Here is an 18,495-nt window from a genome sequence, read left to right on the forward strand (position 1 = left end):
GTCGCGCCACATACCAGAATCGCGCCATCCATCTGCGCCGCACCAGTGATCATGTTTTTCACATAGTCAGCGTGCCCTGGGCAGTCAACGTGCGCATAATGACGTGCTGGCGAATCATACTCAACGTGAGAAGTCGCGATAGTGATACCACGCTCACGCTCTTCTGGCGCATTATCAATACCATCAAACGCAACAGCGTTACCGCCCCATACTTCTGCGCATACGCGAGTCAGTGCTGCGGTCAGGGTAGTTTTACCGTGGTCAACGTGGCCGATAGTACCTACGTTTACATGCGGTTTGGAACGTTCAAATTGTGCTTTAGCCATGATCCATTCTCTACGTTTGAGTTGCGAAGCGCCAAATATAGCAAAGGGCAGATATATTGCTATATCTACCCTTCAAATATGGAGCTCAAGAGCGGAATTGAACCGCCGACCTCACCCTTACCAAGGGTGTGCTCTACCCCTGAGCTACTTGAGCATAAAGTGCTGGAGCGGGTAGCGGGAATCGAACCCGCCTCTTCAGCTTGGAAGGCTGAGGTAATAGCCACTATACCATACCCGCCTTGCTGTCGAATGGTGGTGAGGGGTGGATTCGAACCACCGAAGCTCGCGCGTCAGATTTACAGTCTGATCCCTTTGGCCACTCGGGAACCTCACCATCGTTTCGATGCTTCGTTGTTGAAATGGTGCCGGCACCAAGAGTCGAACTCGGGACCTACTGATTACAAGTCAGTTGCTCTACCAACTGAGCTATACCGGCTCACAACAACGAAGTGGCGCGTATATTACTCAGTACGTTTCAGGCTTTCAACCCCTGCACACACTTTTTTTCGAATTTTTAGCTCAACCAACTCGGATGCAACTATTTCTTTGATTTTATTGAATAAAATTTCATCAATCCCCGAATCAAACAGCACCTTAAAAGTCACCGCATAAGGACTGTCTGACACTACCGACGGCTGCACATCCAATAATCCCAGCAAGGCTCGGGCCTGATCTGCATCACGCTCAGAATCATACACCGATAGCGTCCGACGCATACCAGACATGTCCGCCTGAACACCTGCCAAGTCATGCTTTCTTAATGCATCCAGCAACCTCAGCCGCTCAGAGATCGAAACGCCCGCCGGCAACTGCAGCAAGTAACGTCGCTGCAATTCAGTACGTTCTGACTCAACATAGGCGGTAACCTGCCTGTCCTGAAGCCATTGTTGCTGGGCCAGCGCCCTGCTTTGCCGCTGGTAACCACTGATCTCATAACACCAGCCTGAGATATTACCCTGCGCAACTTCTGCCAATGGCTCCTGCTTGGGTTGCAATTCCGTTGCCTGAATCTCATCCAGCAAGCGCAACCGCTGCAAGTCTGCCGCAGCCCGTTGCGCCTCCTCATTGCTGCCTGCCTGCATAGAGAACCAGAAAAACAGCATACAGTTGGCCAGCAATAACAACAGCAAACCCCAGCGCAGCAAAATCATGCCTGGCACCAACGTAAACCATCCAATACCAGATGCTCCCGCAGCTCACCGTGATTGGCCAACTGACGAAACAGCAAACCATCGCCGCCGGTAATGAACAATGTCATTTCAGCCGACAATTCCGACAGTACCTTCTCCTGCAGTGCCGCAAACAAAAAATTAACCCCGTGCCCCACCGCGCTAGCGGTGTCTGTCCCCGGTGTTGTCAGGTGCGCTGTCATCTCTTGCTCTGCAAACCGTACCCCGGCTGTATCTTTAAGCAAGCTCTCGGTCATCAGCCGGATACCCGGCAATATATAACCACCCAGATGCTGACCTTGTGCCGAAAGATAATCCACCGTGACCGCGCTACCACAATCAACGATACAACAGGCACCACGACATTCATTAAACGCCGCTAGCATCGCCAGCCAACGATCGACACCCATACGGGACGGATCAGCATAACTATTCGTCACACCGGCACAGACCGCACTGGTATGGGCGAAATATAAAGGAGAAACAGTGAGCGGCTGCAGCCATTGCCGTAAAGAAGACTCCACAGCCTCCCCTGCCACTGAAGCAATCCTTACCAAATCGAACGTAGTAGACCACGCGTCAGGACGACGCTGTAATAGAGATGTATAAGTCTCGCGACCACTCGAAACACCGCCATCAGATGTAGTGCAGCGCCATTTGAGAAAACTGTTGCCAGCATCAATTTCCAGAATCATAAGCTACGCTGAATACTGATTTCGCCGCCATGATAAGTCTGAACTCCCTGCCCCGTCTCCAGCAACAGGGCTCCGGAAGCATCGACACCCTGACAGACGCCTGCAACCTCTTCTTCACCCACCTTCAGAATAATCGGCTGACCCTGATGCGCATTGTAATTCTGCCAGTGCTCGGCAAACTCGACAAAACCACGTTCACTGAATTGCACCAACAGAGGAATCAACTCATTCAGGCATGACGCCAACACCTGATTACGCAATAAACCCTCGCCACGCATTTCTGTGGCCAGGTCGGTCCATGGCTGATCAATCTGCTCGCCTTGAACATAAGGCATGGCGACGTTAATACCCACACCTATCACCACCTGGCAAGCACCAGAGGTTTCGCCGTTAATTTCCAGCAGAATGCCCGCCAGCTTACGGCCGTTAACCAACAAGTCATTAGGCCACTTAAGTTGAGCACCAGACAAACCCATTCGTTCCAGCGCCTGAACCAATGCCAGGCCCACCACTAGGCTTAACCCTTCCAACGCCCCGATACCCTGATCAAAGCGCCAGACCAGCGAAAAATACAGATTGCGACCAAACGGACTGACCCAGGTACGCCCCCTGCGGCCACGGCCTGCGCTCTGCTGTTCAGCAAGATAAAGATTGCCGTGACAATTCCCACGCAAACAATCACTCATGGCCGCCGCATTGGTGGAAGCCGTATTCAACTGCAGATCAACCTGACCTAATTGCTGACGCAACGCAGGTGCCAACAGCTGATCCAGCTGCCCAGTATTAAGCAGATCCAGTCCGCCTGGAATTCGATAACCGCGCCCTTTGACGCTGTAAATCTCCAGGCCGTCTTCTTCCAGCCGACGCATATGCTTCCAGATTGCGCTGCGACTGATTCCCAGGTGTTCACCCAGCTCCTGACCGGAATGAAACTTACCGTCAGACAAAATGGATAACAGTGATCTGACTGTCATGGCTGTTAGCTAGTCCTTTTCATAAACCAAGAAACTGTAGGCATAGGGATTATCCCCGGAAGGGGCAAAATCCTCACGCGCCACCTCCTGCCATAGTGAATAATCAACTTCGGGAAACCAGGCATCGCCTTCAATATCCGCATCTACCTGGGTTATATAGAGCCGATCCGCCTGCGGCAGCGCCTGACCATAAATTTGGGCACCGCCAATTACCATAACTTCATCCTGCCCATTAATCAGACAGATATCTTCTGCCAAGGCGCAGGCCTCCTCTATGGATGGCACAACCCGCACCCCAACCGGGGCATAATCTGCTTGTCGACTGATAACAATATTTTCCCGGCCCGGTAACGGCCGACCAATCGACTCATACGTTTTGCGCCCCATGATAATCGGTTTAGCCATGGTAACCTGTTTGAAATAACGCAGATCCTCTGGCAGGTGCCACGGCAACGTATTGTTGACACCGATAACCCGGTTTTTTGCCTGAGCGACAATAATCGCCAGTTTCATAAACACTCCTAACAGGGCAAAACTCTGACTTGACCATCACCAATCCGGCCTTTGTCAAAGCAAAGAGCTTTGGTAACATGGCGGGGCAAACGTAAATTTAACCACAGGTGTTAATAACAAACCAATGAGACAGTACCTAGATCTTTGCCAGAACATAATTGATGAAGGTGTCTGGGTTGAAAACAAACGCACCGGAAAGCGCTGTTTGACTGTTATTAACGCTGACCTGACCTACGACGTAGGCGCAGGCCAGTTGCCAATGGTAACCACCCGCAAAACCTTCTATAAATCAGCCATCGCTGAAATGCTGGGTTATCTGCGCGGCTATGACAATGCCGCTGATTTTCGCAATATTGGCACTAAAACCTGGGATGCCAATGCTAATGAAAACACTGACTGGCTTGCTAACCCCTACCGCAAAGGGACCGATGACTGCGGTTTTATCTATGGCAAGATCGGGCGCAATTTTCCTAAGCCTGACGGTGGTAGCATTGACCTGTTGCGCAAAATAGTTGATGACCTGAGTCAGGGCATTGATGATCGCGGTGAAATCTACACTTTTTACCATCCAGGCGCTTTCCATATGGGTTGCCTGCGCCCATGCATGTACAGCCACCACTTCTCCCTGCTAGGAGACACCCTGTATCTGAACAGTACGCAAAGAAGCTGCGATGTGCCGCTGGGCCTCACGTTCAATATGATCCAGGTCTATTTCCTGTTGGCAATCATGGCGCAGATTACCGGACACAAACCCGGCAAGGCGTACCATAAGATTGTCAACGCACACATCTATGAAGATCAGGTGGCACTGATGCGGGATGTTCAGTTGCAACGGGAACCCCTCGACCTGCCGACCTTAAAGATCAATCCTAAGATCAAAACACTGGAAGACCTGGAGACCTGGGTCACCGTGAACGACTTTGAAGTTGAAGGTTACCAACACCACGACCCTATCCAGTACCCCTTCTCTGTATAGATAGCGCCTGTACCGCATAATCTCCTAACAGCACCTGATTAGGCTTGCTGCTGTGCCCAATCAACCTCTGGCAACCCAAAATCATTTCCGGTTCCTACAATATTTACCGGAAAAACTCTCAAGTCGGCACCCCTCCTTACGCTTGCTAACACACCACCCGGTTCTAAACTAATATTCAATAAAGCTAATAGAAAAGCTTATTGCAGCGATGTTAGGCGTGAGGATAAAAACAATGAAAGCCATCGACAACACTGAAACCGCAAGCTGCTTAACCAACCCTGGACGACGCAGAGTTTTACTGGGAGGAGCGGGTACTTTTGCCGCGTTGAGTTTAATCCCTCTCTCTCCGTTGGCACGCGCAGAAGAAAAATTGGCGCTGCCCGATTATGCCGTCTGGAAAGAAGCTGATGCGGTTATTGTTCACAGTAAAAAAACCATTGAAACCAAGCGCGATGCCATTGGTAGCGGCGGCATCACATCCACTGACAGGCTATATGTGCGTAATAACCTGCCGCCACCAAGCGCCGAGGTCATGACCAATGCCGATGCATGGGAAATACGCATAGAAGGGGTCAACCGCCCTGCCACCTTAACCGTCGCAGAGCTTAAAAAGATCGGTGTTGAGACAGTGGTTGCTGTTTTGCAATGCTCAGGCAATGGCCGCGCCTTCTTTGAACATGGCCCCGGGGGTACGCAATGGGCTACAGGCGCAGCCGGGTGCGTTGCCTGGACGGGTGTGCCCTTAAAACAAGTGATCGACAGACTGGGGGGGTATCAAGCCGGCATGCAATATATCACCAGCACCGGCGGAGAAACCCTGCCAGAAGGGCTTGATCAAAAACTCGTGGTAGTCGAACGCTCAGTTCCGCTTCGTGCGCTGGATCATGCCATCCTTGCCTGGGAGATGAATGATGAACCCTTGCCCCTGGCTCATGGTGGCCCGTTACGGATAGTCATACCGGGATACTTTGGTGTTAATAACGTCAAATATGTAAAACAGATCGCCTTCACTGAACAACAAACCACCGCAAAAATTCAGGCCTCTGGCTACCGCATCCGCCCCGTTGGCGAAAAAGGTGCACCAGACCAGCCTTCCATGTGGGAAATGCCGGTGAAATCCTGGGTGACATCACCGGTTAGCCGCAGCAAAGCTGGCATCAACATGATCTACGGTGTCGCTTTCGGGGGCACCGTTCCACTCGAGAAAATCGAACTCTCTATGGATGCAGGCAAAACTTGGCAGGCAGCACGTTTTCTCGGTGCTGATATGGGTCCTTACGCTTGGCGGCCCTTTGTTTTTGCCACTGACCTGAAGCCGGGAACCTACGAAATTGTCAGCAGGGCAACCGATATAAATGGGCAGACTCAGCCCAAGCATCGCACAGACAACGAGCGAGGCTATGGCAATAACAGCTGGTCCGACCACGGTCTTTCATTACAAGTCAGCTGAAGTTCACATGCCTGAAGATGGCATCTTCCAAGCAGGTGCCATCTTCAGGCAACTTTATAGAGGAACTCGCATGCGCACATGCCTATTGCTCGCAAGTACCGCTGTTGTTTGGACTGGCCAACTAGCGGCAGGTGATGCTTTTCAGACGGGACGAGCCCTGTTCACCGCAGTCGCCAGTCCTTCATGCAGCATCTGTCATACGCTGAAAGATGCCGATGCCAGTGGCGATATAGGCCCCAACCTGAATGAGCTGAAACCGACTGTGACTCAAGTGATCAATGTGGTAACCAGTGGCAGCGGAGTCATGCCATCCTTCAGCGAGTCCCTTACCCCAGCGCAGATCAAGGCCGTTGCACACTACGTCGCAACCGCCAGCCGTCTGGAGTAGCAAATGACAGGCGAGGGGTGTTACAGAAACGAATACAGCTTATGTAGAAGTGTCCGCCGATTGCCGATAAGCCAGCACCAGAAGTACCACGCCTAGCACAATCATCGGTAATGAAAGTAACTGGCCTTGGGTAACCCAATCCAAAGCAACAAAACCCAATTGCGCATCGGGTTCGCGGAAGAATTCAACAACGCTTCTGAAGACCCCATACAACAACAGAAACAAGCCTGAAACCGCCATCACAGGACGCGGCTTATGGGAAAACCACCACAGCAATAAAAACAGACAAACACCTTCCAGCGCAAACTCATAAAGCTGTGACGGGTGCCGCGCCAAACCATCACCTGCGCGAGGGAAAACCACCGCCCAGGGCACTTCAGCCGCGCGTCCCCAGAGTTCGCCGCCGATAAAGTTACCAATTCGCCCCGCACCCAAGCCAATAGGCACCAACGGCGCGAGAAAATCGGTCACCTGCATCCAGGTTTTCCCCTGTTTGCGGGCAAACAGAAACATGACACAAACCACGCCAAGCAAGCCGCCATGAAAAGACATACCGCCCTCCCAAATAGCGAACAGCCAGAGCGGTTCCTGCAGAAACTGGTCAAAGTTATAAAACAGCACATAACCCAGCCTGCCCCCTAGAATCACCCCGATGGCACCCCAGAAAATCAAATCAGATACCTGATCTTCAGTCCAACCTGAGCCTGCACGACGAGCACGACGAGCCCCCAACCACCAGGCAGCAGCAAACCCCAACAGGTACATCAGGCCATACCAGTGGATCTGCAGAGGCCCCAGGTTTAAGGCAACAGGATCAATGTTATGCACCCACACAATCACACTCCATTATTATCAGATGTTGGTGATCAAAAATCGCAAACCAACCACAACCAAAAAGCCTGCAAAAATCCGTTTGAGTAGCAGCGGAGGCAGGCTGTGCGCCAGCTTCGCGCCAAACCCGGCAAACAGCGAGCTGGTTAACACAATACCCATAAACGCTGGCAGATAAATATAACCCGCACTCCATTCAGGCATCTGCGGTGCGTGCCACCCGACCCATATATTGGTAATGGCCGCCGCAATCGCAATTGGCAAACCGCAGGCCGCTGAAGTCGCCACCGCGTGTTGCATGACTACCCGCCGCCAAGACAAATACGGCACCGTTAAAGTCCCGCCGCCAATACCAAAGATGCTCGAGACCCAACCGATAACCGCACCTGCGACCGATAGCCCCGGCTTAGAAACGGCTGTTTCACCTGCGTCTGGCTTGAGGTTCAGCGCCATCTGCACGGCAACGGTTAAGGCAAAGCAACCCAGTGCTATTTGCAACCAGCTGCCCGGCAACTGCACCGCCGTATTCACACCCAACACTGCCCCCAGCAAGATACCACCTGTCAGCGGCCAGAATATATCCCAGCGCACCGCTTGTTTTTTCTGGTGTGCCCGCATGGAGCTGATGGATGTAATCACTATGGTTGCCAACGAAGTGGCAACCGCCGCATGGGTAAGCACCTCTGGCGGCATGCCCTGAGCCTGAAACGTAAAAACCAACACCGGGACTATCAGCAAACCACCGCCAATACCAAACAAACCCGCCGCCGTTCCGGCCAGTGCACCAAGCACCAGATAAGTGATAAGGGTCAGCAGCATAGGAGATACCTGTAATAAGGGGGTCAAAAATTGTATCGCTCACTTAGCAGTGATGCGTGCTATCTTATCGGAAATATGCTGATTTTACTTCTGCCATGTGCCTCATCGTCTTCGCTTACCGCTGCCACCCTGATTACCCCTTAATACTGCTGGCAAACCGGGATGAATTTTACGCCCGTCCCACCCGTGCCATGCAATTTTGGCCGGAACAACCTGACTTACTGGCAGGCAAAGACTTACAAGCCGGCGGCACTTGGATGGGCATCAATACACAAGGGCGTTTTGCCGCAATCACTAATTATCGACAGGGCAAAGCAACCAGCATTGAAGGCTACTCACGAGGGCAGTTGCCCGGAGATTTTCTAACCGGCAGCCAGAATTGCACCGACTACCTGACCCAGCTACAGACGACTGCGCACCATTTCCCAGGCTACAACTTACTGCTGGGAGATACCTATGGCTTGTACTATCACTCCAACCAAAACTCCGCGATTAAACAATTAACGCCAGGCGTTTATGGGCTGAGCAATGCTTTACTAGACACACCCTGGCCCAAACTTGAGTTAGCCAAGCAGCGATTTGCTGAGTTACTGAATCAGAAGCTGTTAGACAGCGACTTATTATTAAACCTAATGACAGACCGACACCAACCCGATCCTGGGCTACTACCTGACACTGGCGTAGGGGCAGAGCTGGAACACTTATTGGCACCGGTTTTTATCCAGTCAGAACTGTACGGCACACGCTCTACCAGTCTGTTAGTGCAACACACTTCGGGCCACACAGACCTATATGAAAAGACATACCCCGCTGCGTCATACGACGAGCCTGTGCATTTCACATTACAGGTTCCGCCACTGGGGTAATTAAGAAGGGGCTAAGCTTGGCCTAGCCGGGGATAAAGGGCAGGTAACGCTGGGCAACACCCTGCTCTGCCAGACGCCGGGCAATTACCTGCTGAATCATCTCGGCATCGTCCATCGACATGACCTCTTTCAACAGTGCCTGAGCATCGGTCAGGTTAATCTTACGAATCGCTGCTTTCACTTTCGGTAGGTTAGTGGCGTTCATCGATAATGTGTCGTAGCCCATGGCCATGAGCAACAGCGCACCACCGGGCTCACCCGCCAACTCTCCGCAAATGGATACCGGCACCCCCTCTTTATGCGCTTCTCGAACGACAAAACGTAGCGCCTGCAACACTGCAGGATGATAGCCATTGTACAGATCGGATACCCGCGGGTTATTGCGATCCACTGCCAACAGGTACTGCGCAAGGTCATTGGAGCCAACCGAGATAAAATCTACCAACCGGGCAATTTGACGTATCTGATAAACGGCCGCAGGCACCTCAACCATGACACCAACTTCAGGTCGCTCAATGGCACAGCCTTCCTCTTGCAGCTCCAGCACCGCACGACCAATCTGACGGCTAGCTTCCTGAATTTCATGCATGCTGGTAACCATCGGCAACATGATACGCAGATTATTCAGCCCCTCACTGGCCCGTAACATGGCCCGCACCTGCACCATGAAGATCTCCGGATGATCCAACGTAACACGGATACCACGCCAGCCAAGGAAAGGGTTATCTTCTTCTATCGGGAAATAGGACAGGCTCTTATCACCACCTATATCCAGGGTGCGCATGGTCACCGGCCGTGGACTAAACGCCTTCAACTGGCGATGATAGGTCTGCCGTTGCTCTTGCTCACTAGGAAAGAAGTCGCGGGTCATAAACGGAATTTCGGTACGATACAAACCAATACCTTCAGCACCGCGCTCCAGAGAACGACCAATATCCGCCAACAGGCCCGTATTCACCCACAACGGGATGTGGTGCCCATCTTTCGTTTCAGCAGGCAGGTTTTTCAGCGTTTGCAGTTCTGCCGCTTGCTCTTTTTCATCCCGCAGAATCTCTGCATATGCCGCCCGCAGCTCTTCGCCTGGCTGCACATACACGCGCCCTGAATAACCATCCAGCACCAGTTCACGACCATCCATTTTGGTATAGGGAAGGTCGACCACACCCATAATGGTCGGAATGCCAAGCGAGCGCGCCAAAATAGCGGCATGCGAATTACTGGAACCATGCACAGAGACCAATCCCACCAACTTATCAGTGGGCACTTCACCGAGCATGGCGGGCGTAAGCTCATCCGCCACCAGAATAGTCGTATCGGTAAATTCCTGGGGGCGGGTATTAGACTCCTGAAGATAGGCAAGAATGCGGCGGCCAAGATCACGTATATCGGTAGCACGCTCACGAAGATAGGGGTCTTCCATCATGGAAAACTTACGCACGTGTTCCAAGATAACGTCGCGCAATGCAGATTGTGCCCACACCCCTTGCCGGATCCGTGCCACCACCTCACCCGCCAGGGCGTTGTCTTCCAACATGCGCAGATATACATCAAACAATGCCTGTTCCTGCGAACGCAGGCGCTTAGCCAGGCTCAGGCTGACTGCACGCACATCGCTGCGCACCTGCTCCAGCGCTGCAGCAAAGCTCTCAACCTCTTCCTCAATATCACCCGCAGGTTTATCCGGTACAGAGTTAAGGTCTGCCGGTGGAGCCACCACCACACCCTGACCTATGGCAACACCTGACGAACCCGGTACACCATCAAAATGCAGTTCAACCTTAGTGGCTTCAGGTTCACCGATTCTACCCAGCGAACCCGTGGCTTCAGCATGGGCAATGGCGCCTGCCAGCTGCGCTGACAAGGTGACCAGAAACGCTTCTTCGCTTTCGTCAAAGCGGCGCTGCTCTCTCTGCTGCACAACCAATACACCCAGCACATCGCGGTGATGAATAATGGGCACACCCAGAAATGAGCTGAAGCGTTCCTCTCCGGTGGTTTCAACATACTTAAACGCAGGGTGTTCGTCAGCTTTTTCCAGATTGATAGGCTCAGCGCGCTGCACCACCATACCGACCAAACCTTCACCGGCAGAAAGGCGAACACTGCCAATCGCTTCCTGATTCAGGCCTTCGGACGCCATCAGCACATAGCTGTGCTCATCCGCATCAAACAGATATACCGAGCAGACTTGAGTCTGCATCGCATGCCGAATGCTTTTTACCAGCATATCGACCACTGATTTTAGATCGGGCGCGAGGCTTACCTCTTGCACAATCTTTCTCAGCACTTCCAGCATCTGCTTCGTCCCGGGTTAAAAGTTATGGAAGCGAGTCAACTTCGGAGACAACTCCTTCATGGCTTTACGATAGACCTCTCGCTTAAAAGAGACCACCTGTCCCAATGGATACCAATAACTAACCCAACGCCAGCCATCAAACTCCGGCGAGTCAGTATGATCTATTGTTACTGCACTGTCGGCACTCAACATGCGCAACAGGAACCACTTTTGTTTCTGGCCCACACACACTGGTTGGGTATGGCGCCGGATCATGCGTTTGGGCAGACGGTAGCGCAACCAACCTCGGGTTACCGCTACAACTTCTACATCCTCTGGAGACAGCCCAACTTCCTCACGTAGCTCTCGATACATTGCCTGCTCAGGGGTTTCATTTTCATTGATACCACCCTGAGGGAACTGCCACGCATCCTGTCCAATCCGTCTTGCCCAAAGAACCTGACCCAACGAGTTTGCCAGAATGATACCGACATTCGGTCTGAACCCGTCTGAATCAATCACCGTTGATATCCTAACAACTGTTTTAAAACCTATTGTTCCACATTTCATTATTTTTCAGCAAATTAACTTCACATCAAGCATTTCTCCTAGGGTCACGCCCTGCATTCTCCACATTGCAATACGCCAACAAGCACCCTATGCTTGCCGCGTCTGCAGCATATAACGGGTAGGAGAGCACCTTGGCACTGGCAATATTTGATCTTGATAACACCTTGTTGGGCGGCGACAGTGATCACGCCTGGGGGGAGTTCCTGTGTGAACAGGGTATCGTGGATACCGATGAATACCGCCATGCCAACGATCACTTCTACCAATGCTATCAACAGGGTACGCTGGATATTAATGAATTTCTGGAATTTGCCCTGCGGCCACTGGCTCAGCTCGGCATGAACCAGCTGCAGACCCTGCATCAACAATTCATGCAACAAAAAGTGGCGCCAATGATGCTGGAGAAGGCAGAGGCACTACTGCAGAAGCATCGCGATCAGGGTGACTTTCTACTTATCATCACCGCTACCAACCGATTTGTTACCGGACCTATCGCAGCGAAGCTGGGCATTGATGCGTTACTGGCCACCGAGCCGGAGCAAAATGCCGGAGGCTATACCGGAAAGGTTACCGGCACCCCCTGCTTCCAACACGGCAAGGTTACCCGGTTGCACGAGTGGCTGGATGAAACCCAGCATTCGCTGGATGGCAGCTATTTCTACAGTGACTCAATAAACGATCTGCCCCTGTTGGAGCAAGTGACATTCCCAGTGGCTGTCGATCCCGATGCGAAACTGCAGGACACCGCAACCTCCCGTGGTTGGCCAGTCATTAGCCTACGCTGAGACTCAGGCAACAACTTTGCAGTGTTTCAGGGAGCTATTTAGCTCCCGCATCACCATGCTGCGGGTAATCAAACCCACCAGCCGACTTTCCTCGACTACTGCATATACCTTCGGCCGGTTTAGCCCCATCTCTTGTGCCAGGTCGACAATACTCTTGTTGGGCGACACGGTCAGCGGCCTGTTATACATGATGTCACTCACTTGAATACGACTGTCGCAGTGATAACTGCCGGTCACCAGAAACGGCAGACAATCGTGCTCCGATAAAAACCCTACCACTTGATGGTCATGATCGACCACCGGCAAGCCAATCACACCGGCATCGAGAATGCGATCCACCGCCTCAACCAGTCCCATGTTGGGCGCAAGCGGTTGGTTCACCGGATACATGGCATCCTTTACCTGTAACATGATGAAACCCCATATTTGCTTAGCTCACTTACAGTGTGGCAAATAACCTGATAACCGCCAGCCATGACTAAGCAGAGTGAGCAGGTGATTTATGGACAAGGGTTGGAGTAACGCTGATGAATCAGCTCCAGCCGCTCCAGCAGATCTTCTGACAACGAGTAATTAACCGAGTCCAGATTCTCTTTTAACTGCTCCATCCGGGTCGCACCAATAATATTACTGCCAAGAAACGGGCGACTGTTCACAAACGCCAAAGCCAATGTCGCGGGCGAGATACCGGCGTCCCGCGCCAGATTCACATAGGCGGCAACGGCCTGCTTGCCTTGCTCTTTCTGATAACGGGTATATTCAGGAAACAGAGTAAGACGCGCGCCTTCTGGACTGGCACCATTGAGGTATTTACCGGAGAGGGTACCAAATGCCAACGGAGAATATGCCAGCAAACCCACCTCTTCCCGCTGCATCACTTCCGCCAGGCCAACCTCTGCCGAACGGTTAAGCAGACTATATGGATTCTGTACCGAGATCACACGCGGCAGACAAAGTTGCTCCGCGTATTTGAGAAAGGTCATGCAGCCCCAGGGTGTCTCATTGGACAACCCGACATAACGCACCTTGCCCTCTTCTACCAGCTCTTTCAGCGCCTGCAGCGTTTCCAGAATCGGCGTGCCGTCTGACTCCGGCTGATGCTGATAGCCCAGCCGGCCAAAGAAGTTGGCTGCCCGGTCTGGCCAGTGCAGCTGGTAAAGGTCGATATAGTCCGTTTGCAATCGGCGCAGGCTATCATGAACCGCTTGGCGAATATTATCTCGATCCAGGTGCATATCAGGGCGGAGAAAGCTCACCATCTCGCCCGGTCCAGCCACCTTGGTGGCAACAATGACCTTGCTGCGATTCTGCCGAGCCTGCATCCAGTTGCCGATAATAGTTTCGGTCATACCCTGATGTTCAGCACTCACCGGCACCGGATACATTTCAGCCGCATCGAGAAAATTCACGCCCTGCGACCAGGCATAATCTAGCTGCTCAAACGCTTCTGCCTGATTATTCTGGCACCCAAAGGTCATGGTACCCAGACAGATACGGCTGACCTTCAGCGCAGATCGACCCAATGACTGATACTGCATCTCATACCCCCTGTGCTGCAATAGCCCGGGGCAGGTTAGGACCGGCTTTAGAAAGCAGGCAACACCCGGGCAAAGTAGGCTTTCAGATAATCCGTTTCCGGAATGGCAGGATGGATCGGATGGTCCGCTCCCTGATGCCCCTGATCAAAGATCTGCACCATACGATCAAGTTCGCGGCCATTGGCACGAATAATGTCCACCAGCCGGTCTCGTTGCAAGTGCATGGAGCAGGATGCAGAAATCAGGATGCCGTCTTTATTCAACAACCGCATGGCAAAGTTATTCATGCGGGCATAGGCTCGTTCACCATTCCGAATATCTTTTTTCTTCTGGATAAATGCTGGCGGATCCAGCACCACCACGTCAAACTTGCGCTTCTGCTCAATCAGCTCCTTGCAGGCATCAAACGCATCGCCATGCAGGGCATCGAATCGAGCAGCGGCATTATTCAGTTTGGCATTTTCCAGCGCCACATCCAGTGCCACATGCGACGCATCCACACAGGTCACCTGCTCTGCCCCAGCTGCCAGCGCCTGCACACCCCAGCCACCGACGTAACTAAACAAGTCTAAGACCTGTTTATCCTTAACCAATGACTGCATCCGAGCGCGGTTAGTACGGTGATCATAAAACCAGCCGGTTTTCTGGCCATGCTCCAGCGGTGCCAGTAATGACACCCCGTTTTCGGTTAATGGGCACAGATCCGGCAGCACTCCCTGAGCCACCTCAATATAGGTCTCCAAACCCTCAAGATCGCGCATTTTACCGTCATTTCGCAGCAAAACAGCTTCGGGAGTAAAGACCTTATTCAATGCTTCCAGTATCTCCGGAATCACCTGCTCCATGCCGGCAGTTGAGACCTGTACTACAAAAATATTGTAAAAGCGGTCTATCACCAGGCCAGACAAACCGTCACTGTCACCAAACACCAGACGGTAGCAATCTTCTTTAAAATTACGCTGCCGCAGGGAGAGTGCAATATTAATACGGTGGATTAACAGGGAACGATCCAGTGGATATTTCAGGTCACGACTGATGATACGACCACAAATCAAGGTATTCGGGTTCACATAGGCGATTCCCAGCGGTTTCCCCTTGTCGGTCTCAACCACTACCTGCTCGCCCGGCGCAAACGCCTTTAGCGGGGTCGCCTTGTTATCCACTTCGTTGCTGTAAATCCAGACATGACCACCACGCAAGCGGCGGTCAGCACCACTGTTCAGCTTAAGAGTTTGCAAAGACATAAGTTTCCGGTGTTAGAGACGCTTGTCCCGGCGCAGGGCCGGGACAGCTATATTTCAGATCAAGACTGCTGACCAGTGGATCAGGCGTCGGATTCGCAGTGCTCTGCGTAGCCTTCAGCATCCAGCAGTTCAACCAGCTCATCAGCATCAGTCAGTTTCAGTTTAAAGAACCAACCATCGCCGTATGGGTCAGAATTTACCAGCTCTGGTGAGTCCTCCAGTGCTTCATTCACTGCCACGACTTCACCTGCAATCGGCGCATAAATATCCGATGCCGCTTTTACAGATTCAACGACACCCGCCTCTTCACCTGCGGCAATTTCAGCGCCGACTTCAGGCGATTCAACAAACACCACATCACCCAGCAGATCCTGAGCATGGTCGGTAATGCCTACGGTAACAGTGCCGTCGCCTTCGACGCGCACCCACTCGTGACTGGCAACATATTTCAATTCAGATGGGATATTGCTCATGATTATGTCCTACCGTTACAGCCCAGTTTAACTTATTGGAACACTTTTTTACCGTTACGCACGAATGCTGGTTTCGCCAGCACCCGAACCGGAATCAGTTTACCTCGCATCTCAACAACCGCAGTATCAGCCGTTGCCGCTGGCACTCGAGCCATGGCGATGGAGTGACCAAGGGTTGGCGAGAAGGTACCACTGGTAATTTCCCCGTCGCCAACGCCATCAATAATAACCTTCTGATGACCACGCAATACACCGCGACCTTCAAGCACCAGCCCTACCAGCTTTTGCTGGTTACCGGCAGCACGCTGTGCTTCAAGTGCACTGCGGCCAATAAATTCACGCGTTTCTGGCTCCCAGGCAATGGTCCAGCCCATGTTTGCAGCCAGTGGCGATACGCTTTCATCCATATCAGAACCATACAGATTCATACCTGCCTCAAGCCGCAGCGTATCGCGAGCACCCAAGCCACAAGGACTGACCCCCGCATCTGCCAGTGCTTGCCAGAAAGCATCTGCTTCATCATCCGGCACCATGATTTCCAGGCCATCTTCTCCGGTATAACCCGTGCGGGCAATAAACCAACCCTGCACTTCCTGGCCCTGAAACACAGTCAACTGGCTAGCGACTTTAGCGCGGGATTCCGTTAGCACCGTGCTGGCCAACTCGATCGCTTTCGGCCCCTGAACAGCCACCATCGCCAAGTCCGGTTGCTCAGTCAGCGCAACATCAAATTTGGCGGTTTGCTCGGCCATCCAGCGTAAATCTTTTTCCCGGGTAGCACAGTTAACCACAACCCGGAACCATTCACCGGAAACACCCGGTTCGGTCATCAGATAGACAATCAAATCATCTATCACACCAGCGTTTTCATTCAGCATACCGCTGTAGAGTGCTTTGCCCTTGGTTTTCAGGCGGGCGACATCGTTCGCCAGCAAATTACGCAGATAAGCTTTTGCATCGGTGCCTGTCACATCTACTACCGTCATATGCGACACATCAAACATGCCAGCAGACTGCCGTACCTGATGATGTTCCTCAACCTGTGATCCATAGTGGATGGGCATATCCCAACCACCAAAATCAACCAGTTTGGCACCCATTTCCTGATGTTTTGCGTACAGTGCGGTTTTGCTACCCATGCTTTAATAACTCTGCTGAATACGGTCTAAACGCCTCAGGCATACACTTAAAACAGCCTGAAAATGCAAAAAAAGGGATGACAATTTATAGGGATTCTTGGTTTAGTTCAATCTTTGATCGCAGAAGGCCATGATATGACAGCATCCTTGCGACCAAAGAATTAGCCTTACTCAGGCTTAACCACTTGAATACATTATAGTTTGACCGGTCTTTTCGCCAACTCAGGCAAGGCGCCACGCAGCCCCATCGCTTGTAAGACCAGATGATTTTTCACCGACGGTGCCCGTTGAAATACATGCATCCCGGTGTTTCGCAGCAAACCCAGCCAGCCATTTTGCTGACCAAACAACTGCTTAAAACCTTCCATGGCGGCGGTCATTTTTAGATTTTCACTCTGCCGTACCCGCTGAAAACGACGCAAAACTGTGACACTGCCGATATCTTCACCACGCTGCTTCGCCTGCTGCACAACTTCAGTTAACTGAGCAGCATCCAACAAACCTAGATTTACGCCCTGCCCCGCCAGCGGATGAATGGTATGAGCTGCATCGCCGATAACAGCAAAAGCCGGCTTAATATAGTATTGTGCATGGCGCTGGCGCAGAGGCACAGCATAGCGTTCAGCCGTCGCTTCCACCTGTCCTAAGCGGTGCTCGAACGCCTTGCCCAGTACCTGACAAAAAGCAGAATCATCCAGCGCCATCAACGCATTAGCATGCTGCGGTGACGTCGACCAGACAATCGAACTATGCTGATTGACACCGCCGTCATTGAGCGGCAGAAAGGCCAGGGGACCATCCTCTGTAAAGCGTTGCCAGGCGGTTGTCTGATGCGACCGCTCGGTTTCCACCGTAGTCACGATGGCATGATGGCCATAGTCCCATTCGCACATAGGCAAACCCGCCAACTGACGAATATGGGAGTGGGCACCATCCGCCGCAACCACCAGCTGCGCCGTGAGTTCTCTGCCATCATCCAGCACCAGCGTCCGGCCCGCTGCATGCTGGCGCATCGTGCTGATGGTTATTTCGGTTAATAGCCTTATACCAGTCAGCTCGAGAGCCTGGCACAGTCCGGCCACCGTCACTCGATTCTCGACGATATGGCCAAGACAGGGCTCATGCAAAGCGGCAGCAGAAAACTGCACCTGGCCGGTTCCCTGCCCGTCCCATACATCCATATCGGTATACGGACTGACTCTCAAGGCTTGCATCGTTGGCCAGGCACCCAGTGCCGAAAATATTTGTTGTGAGGCACAGGTAAGCGCACTGACTCTGGGATCGAAGCCCTGCTGACTGGCGGCCTCAACATCAGCCACTGCCTGCTCCGGCTGCAGGGCTCGCTGCTCCAGCAGCAGCACGTTGAAACCGGCCTGATGCATTGCCAAGGCAGCGGTCAGCCCCACCATACCGGCACCCACCACAATTACATCTGCATCCAGCGCTGCTGTCATATTCGTCTCT

At 52.4% G+C, this 18,495-nt stretch carries 20 protein-coding genes and 4 tRNA genes; 5 read left to right on the forward strand and 19 right to left on the reverse strand.

Annotated elements, in window-relative coordinates; genetic code table 11:
• The 9 genes from ACFVYJ_RS12180 to ACFVYJ_RS12220 all read right to left on the reverse strand — a co-directional run.
• Positions 1 to 326, reverse strand: a 326-nt coding sequence (locus ACFVYJ_RS12180) for a GTP-binding protein (RefSeq protein WP_419415448.1), incomplete at its 3' end; no start/stop codon positions are given.
• A 79-nt stretch (positions 327 to 405) separates the two neighbouring features.
• Positions 406 to 480: transfer RNA gene (locus ACFVYJ_RS12185), tRNA-Thr, on the reverse strand.
• Positions 481 to 489: 9 nt separating this feature from the next.
• A tRNA-Gly gene (locus ACFVYJ_RS12190) sits at positions 490 to 564 on the reverse strand.
• Between the two features lie 12 nt (positions 565 to 576).
• Positions 577 to 660 (reverse strand) — tRNA-Tyr (locus ACFVYJ_RS12195).
• Between the two features lie 26 nt (positions 661 to 686).
• Positions 687 to 762, reverse strand: a tRNA-Thr gene (locus tag ACFVYJ_RS12200).
• A 25-nt stretch (positions 763 to 787) separates the two neighbouring features.
• On the reverse strand, positions 788 to 1,477 hold the full coding sequence (locus ACFVYJ_RS12205; protein WP_419415447.1) for a hypothetical protein: 690 nt from the start codon (positions 1,475 to 1,477) through the stop codon (positions 788 to 790).
• Complete coding sequence (locus ACFVYJ_RS12210; protein WP_419415446.1) at positions 1,474 to 2,190, reverse strand: type III pantothenate kinase; 717 nt, start codon at positions 2,188 to 2,190, stop codon at positions 1,474 to 1,476. The genes ACFVYJ_RS12205 and ACFVYJ_RS12210 overlap by 4 nt, the downstream gene beginning before the upstream one ends.
• The gene (gene birA, locus ACFVYJ_RS12215; RefSeq protein WP_419415445.1) at positions 2,187 to 3,164 is read right to left on the reverse strand and encodes a bifunctional biotin--[acetyl-CoA-carboxylase] ligase/biotin operon repressor BirA; all 978 of its coding nucleotides are present in this window, start codon (positions 3,162 to 3,164) and stop codon (positions 2,187 to 2,189) included. Before birA ends, ACFVYJ_RS12210 begins: the two co-directional genes overlap by 4 nt.
• A 9-nt stretch (positions 3,165 to 3,173) precedes the next feature.
• A complete protein-coding gene (locus tag ACFVYJ_RS12220; RefSeq protein WP_419415444.1) occupies positions 3,174 to 3,677 on the reverse strand; it encodes a dihydrofolate reductase in 504 nt (167 codons plus the stop codon).
• 124 nt (positions 3,678 to 3,801) lie between these two features.
• On the opposite strand from ACFVYJ_RS12220, the gene ACFVYJ_RS12225 reads away from it, so the two are divergent.
• The 3 genes from ACFVYJ_RS12225 to sorU all read left to right on the forward strand — a co-directional run bounded on the left by ACFVYJ_RS12225 (position 3,802) and on the right by sorU (position 6,491).
• Positions 3,802 to 4,653, forward strand: coding sequence for a thymidylate synthase (locus ACFVYJ_RS12225; RefSeq protein WP_419415443.1), 852 nt, complete (start codon positions 3,802 to 3,804; stop codon positions 4,651 to 4,653).
• Positions 4,654 to 4,885: 232 nt separating this feature from the next.
• A complete protein-coding gene (sorT, locus tag ACFVYJ_RS12230; RefSeq protein WP_419415442.1) occupies positions 4,886 to 6,103 on the forward strand; it encodes a SorT family sulfite dehydrogenase catalytic subunit in 1,218 nt (405 codons plus the stop codon).
• Positions 6,104 to 6,173: 70 nt separating this feature from the next.
• On the forward strand, positions 6,174 to 6,491 hold the full coding sequence (gene sorU, locus ACFVYJ_RS12235) for a SorU family sulfite dehydrogenase c-type cytochrome subunit (RefSeq protein ID WP_419415441.1): 318 nt from the start codon (positions 6,174 to 6,176) through the stop codon (positions 6,489 to 6,491).
• Positions 6,492 to 6,530: 39 nt separating this feature from the next.
• Here sorU and lgt read toward each other — a convergent pair whose 3' ends face one another.
• Together lgt and ACFVYJ_RS12245 are read right to left on the reverse strand one after the other, a co-directional pair.
• On the reverse strand, positions 6,531 to 7,325 hold the full coding sequence (gene lgt / locus ACFVYJ_RS12240) for a prolipoprotein diacylglyceryl transferase (protein ID WP_419415440.1): 795 nt from the start codon (positions 7,323 to 7,325) through the stop codon (positions 6,531 to 6,533).
• 18 nt (positions 7,326 to 7,343) lie between these two features.
• Positions 7,344 to 8,141 (reverse strand): sulfite exporter TauE/SafE family protein, encoded by a 798-nt coding sequence (locus ACFVYJ_RS12245; protein WP_419415439.1) that lies wholly within the window; start codon positions 8,139 to 8,141, stop codon positions 7,344 to 7,346.
• Between the two features lie 56 nt (positions 8,142 to 8,197).
• Between ACFVYJ_RS12245 and ACFVYJ_RS12250 the strand changes: the two genes are divergently transcribed.
• Positions 8,198 to 9,007: an NRDE family protein gene (locus ACFVYJ_RS12250; protein WP_419415438.1), complete on the forward strand. Its 810-nt coding sequence runs from the start codon at positions 8,198 to 8,200 to the stop codon at positions 9,005 to 9,007.
• A gap of 22 nt (positions 9,008 to 9,029) precedes the next feature.
• Here the strand turns inward: ACFVYJ_RS12250 and ptsP are convergent, their stop codons facing one another.
• Together ptsP and ACFVYJ_RS12260 are read right to left on the reverse strand one after the other, a co-directional pair.
• Entirely contained in the window at positions 9,030 to 11,303 is a 2,274-nt protein-coding gene (gene ptsP, locus ACFVYJ_RS12255; RefSeq protein WP_419415437.1) for a phosphoenolpyruvate--protein phosphotransferase, read from the reverse strand.
• A gap of 15 nt (positions 11,304 to 11,318) precedes the next feature.
• A complete protein-coding gene (locus tag ACFVYJ_RS12260; protein WP_419415436.1) occupies positions 11,319 to 11,804 on the reverse strand; it encodes an RNA pyrophosphohydrolase in 486 nt (161 codons plus the stop codon).
• A 179-nt stretch (positions 11,805 to 11,983) separates the two neighbouring features.
• Between ACFVYJ_RS12260 and ACFVYJ_RS12265 the strand changes: the two genes are divergently transcribed.
• On the forward strand, positions 11,984 to 12,637 hold the full coding sequence (locus tag ACFVYJ_RS12265) for a histidinol-phosphatase (RefSeq protein ID WP_419415435.1): 654 nt from the start codon (positions 11,984 to 11,986) through the stop codon (positions 12,635 to 12,637).
• Between the two features lie 3 nt (positions 12,638 to 12,640).
• Here ACFVYJ_RS12265 and ACFVYJ_RS12270 read toward each other — a convergent pair whose 3' ends face one another.
• The 6 genes from ACFVYJ_RS12270 to ACFVYJ_RS12295 all read right to left on the reverse strand — a co-directional run bounded on the left by ACFVYJ_RS12270 (position 12,641) and on the right by ACFVYJ_RS12295 (position 18,485).
• Positions 12,641 to 13,048 (reverse strand): CBS domain-containing protein, encoded by a 408-nt coding sequence (locus ACFVYJ_RS12270; RefSeq protein ID WP_419415434.1) that lies wholly within the window; start codon positions 13,046 to 13,048, stop codon positions 12,641 to 12,643.
• An 89-nt stretch (positions 13,049 to 13,137) separates the two neighbouring features.
• Positions 13,138 to 14,175: an NADP(H)-dependent aldo-keto reductase gene (locus ACFVYJ_RS12275; protein ID WP_419415433.1), complete on the reverse strand. Its 1,038-nt coding sequence runs from the start codon at positions 14,173 to 14,175 to the stop codon at positions 13,138 to 13,140.
• Positions 14,176 to 14,222: 47 nt separating this feature from the next.
• Positions 14,223 to 15,419, reverse strand: a complete 1,197-nt coding sequence (locus tag ACFVYJ_RS12280; RefSeq protein ID WP_419415432.1) for a class I SAM-dependent rRNA methyltransferase — start codon at positions 15,417 to 15,419, stop codon at positions 14,223 to 14,225.
• 80 nt (positions 15,420 to 15,499) lie between these two features.
• Positions 15,500 to 15,892 (reverse strand): glycine cleavage system protein GcvH, encoded by a 393-nt coding sequence (gcvH, locus tag ACFVYJ_RS12285; RefSeq protein ID WP_419415431.1) that lies wholly within the window; start codon positions 15,890 to 15,892, stop codon positions 15,500 to 15,502.
• Positions 15,893 to 15,924: 32 nt separating this feature from the next.
• The gene (gene gcvT, locus ACFVYJ_RS12290) at positions 15,925 to 17,031 is read right to left on the reverse strand and encodes a glycine cleavage system aminomethyltransferase GcvT (RefSeq protein ID WP_419415430.1); all 1,107 of its coding nucleotides are present in this window, start codon (positions 17,029 to 17,031) and stop codon (positions 15,925 to 15,927) included.
• 194 nt (positions 17,032 to 17,225) lie between these two features.
• Complete coding sequence (locus ACFVYJ_RS12295; protein ID WP_419415429.1) at positions 17,226 to 18,485, reverse strand: FAD-dependent oxidoreductase; 1,260 nt, start codon at positions 18,483 to 18,485, stop codon at positions 17,226 to 17,228.
• Positions 18,486 to 18,495 lie beyond the last annotated feature (10 nt).

This window comes from Pontibacter sp. JAM-7, assembly GCF_048548695.2.
In the GTDB taxonomy this organism is placed as follows: Bacteria; Pseudomonadota; Gammaproteobacteria; order Pseudomonadales; family Balneatricaceae; genus Neptuniibacter.

Excerpts from the sequence above, each read along its gene's own strand:
- ACFVYJ_RS12220 (WP_419415444.1), bottom strand. The coding sequence starts at position 3,677 with ATGAAACTGGCGATTATTGTCGCTCAGGCAAAAAACCGGGTTATCGGT.
- birA (WP_419415445.1), bottom strand. The coding sequence starts at position 3,164 with ATGACAGTCAGATCACTGTTATCCATTTTGTCTGACGGTAAGTTTCAT.
- gcvT (WP_419415430.1), bottom strand. The coding sequence starts at position 17,031 with ATGGGTAGCAAAACCGCACTGTACGCAAAACATCAGGAAATGGGTGCC.
- ptsP (WP_419415437.1), bottom strand. The coding sequence starts at position 11,303 with ATGCTGGAAGTGCTGAGAAAGATTGTGCAAGAGGTAAGCCTCGCGCCC.
- gcvH (WP_419415431.1), bottom strand. The coding sequence starts at position 15,892 with ATGAGCAATATCCCATCTGAATTGAAATATGTTGCCAGTCACGAGTGG.
- ACFVYJ_RS12295 (WP_419415429.1), bottom strand. The coding sequence starts at position 18,485 with ATGACAGCAGCGCTGGATGCAGATGTAATTGTGGTGGGTGCCGGTATG.
- ACFVYJ_RS12280 (WP_419415432.1), bottom strand. The coding sequence starts at position 15,419 with ATGTCTTTGCAAACTCTTAAGCTGAACAGTGGTGCTGACCGCCGCTTG.
- ACFVYJ_RS12210 (WP_419415446.1), bottom strand. The coding sequence starts at position 2,190 with ATGATTCTGGAAATTGATGCTGGCAACAGTTTTCTCAAATGGCGCTGC.
- sorT (WP_419415442.1), top strand. The coding sequence starts at position 4,886 with ATGAAAGCCATCGACAACACTGAAACCGCAAGCTGCTTAACCAACCCT.
- sorU (WP_419415441.1), top strand. The coding sequence starts at position 6,174 with ATGCGCACATGCCTATTGCTCGCAAGTACCGCTGTTGTTTGGACTGGC.
- ACFVYJ_RS12225 (WP_419415443.1), top strand. The coding sequence starts at position 3,802 with ATGAGACAGTACCTAGATCTTTGCCAGAACATAATTGATGAAGGTGTC.
- ACFVYJ_RS12275 (WP_419415433.1), bottom strand. The coding sequence starts at position 14,175 with ATGCAGTATCAGTCATTGGGTCGATCTGCGCTGAAGGTCAGCCGTATC.
- ACFVYJ_RS12205 (WP_419415447.1), bottom strand. The coding sequence starts at position 1,477 with ATGATTTTGCTGCGCTGGGGTTTGCTGTTGTTATTGCTGGCCAACTGT.
- ACFVYJ_RS12270 (WP_419415434.1), bottom strand. The coding sequence starts at position 13,048 with ATGTTACAGGTAAAGGATGCCATGTATCCGGTGAACCAACCGCTTGCG.
- ACFVYJ_RS12245 (WP_419415439.1), bottom strand. The coding sequence starts at position 8,141 with ATGCTGCTGACCCTTATCACTTATCTGGTGCTTGGTGCACTGGCCGGA.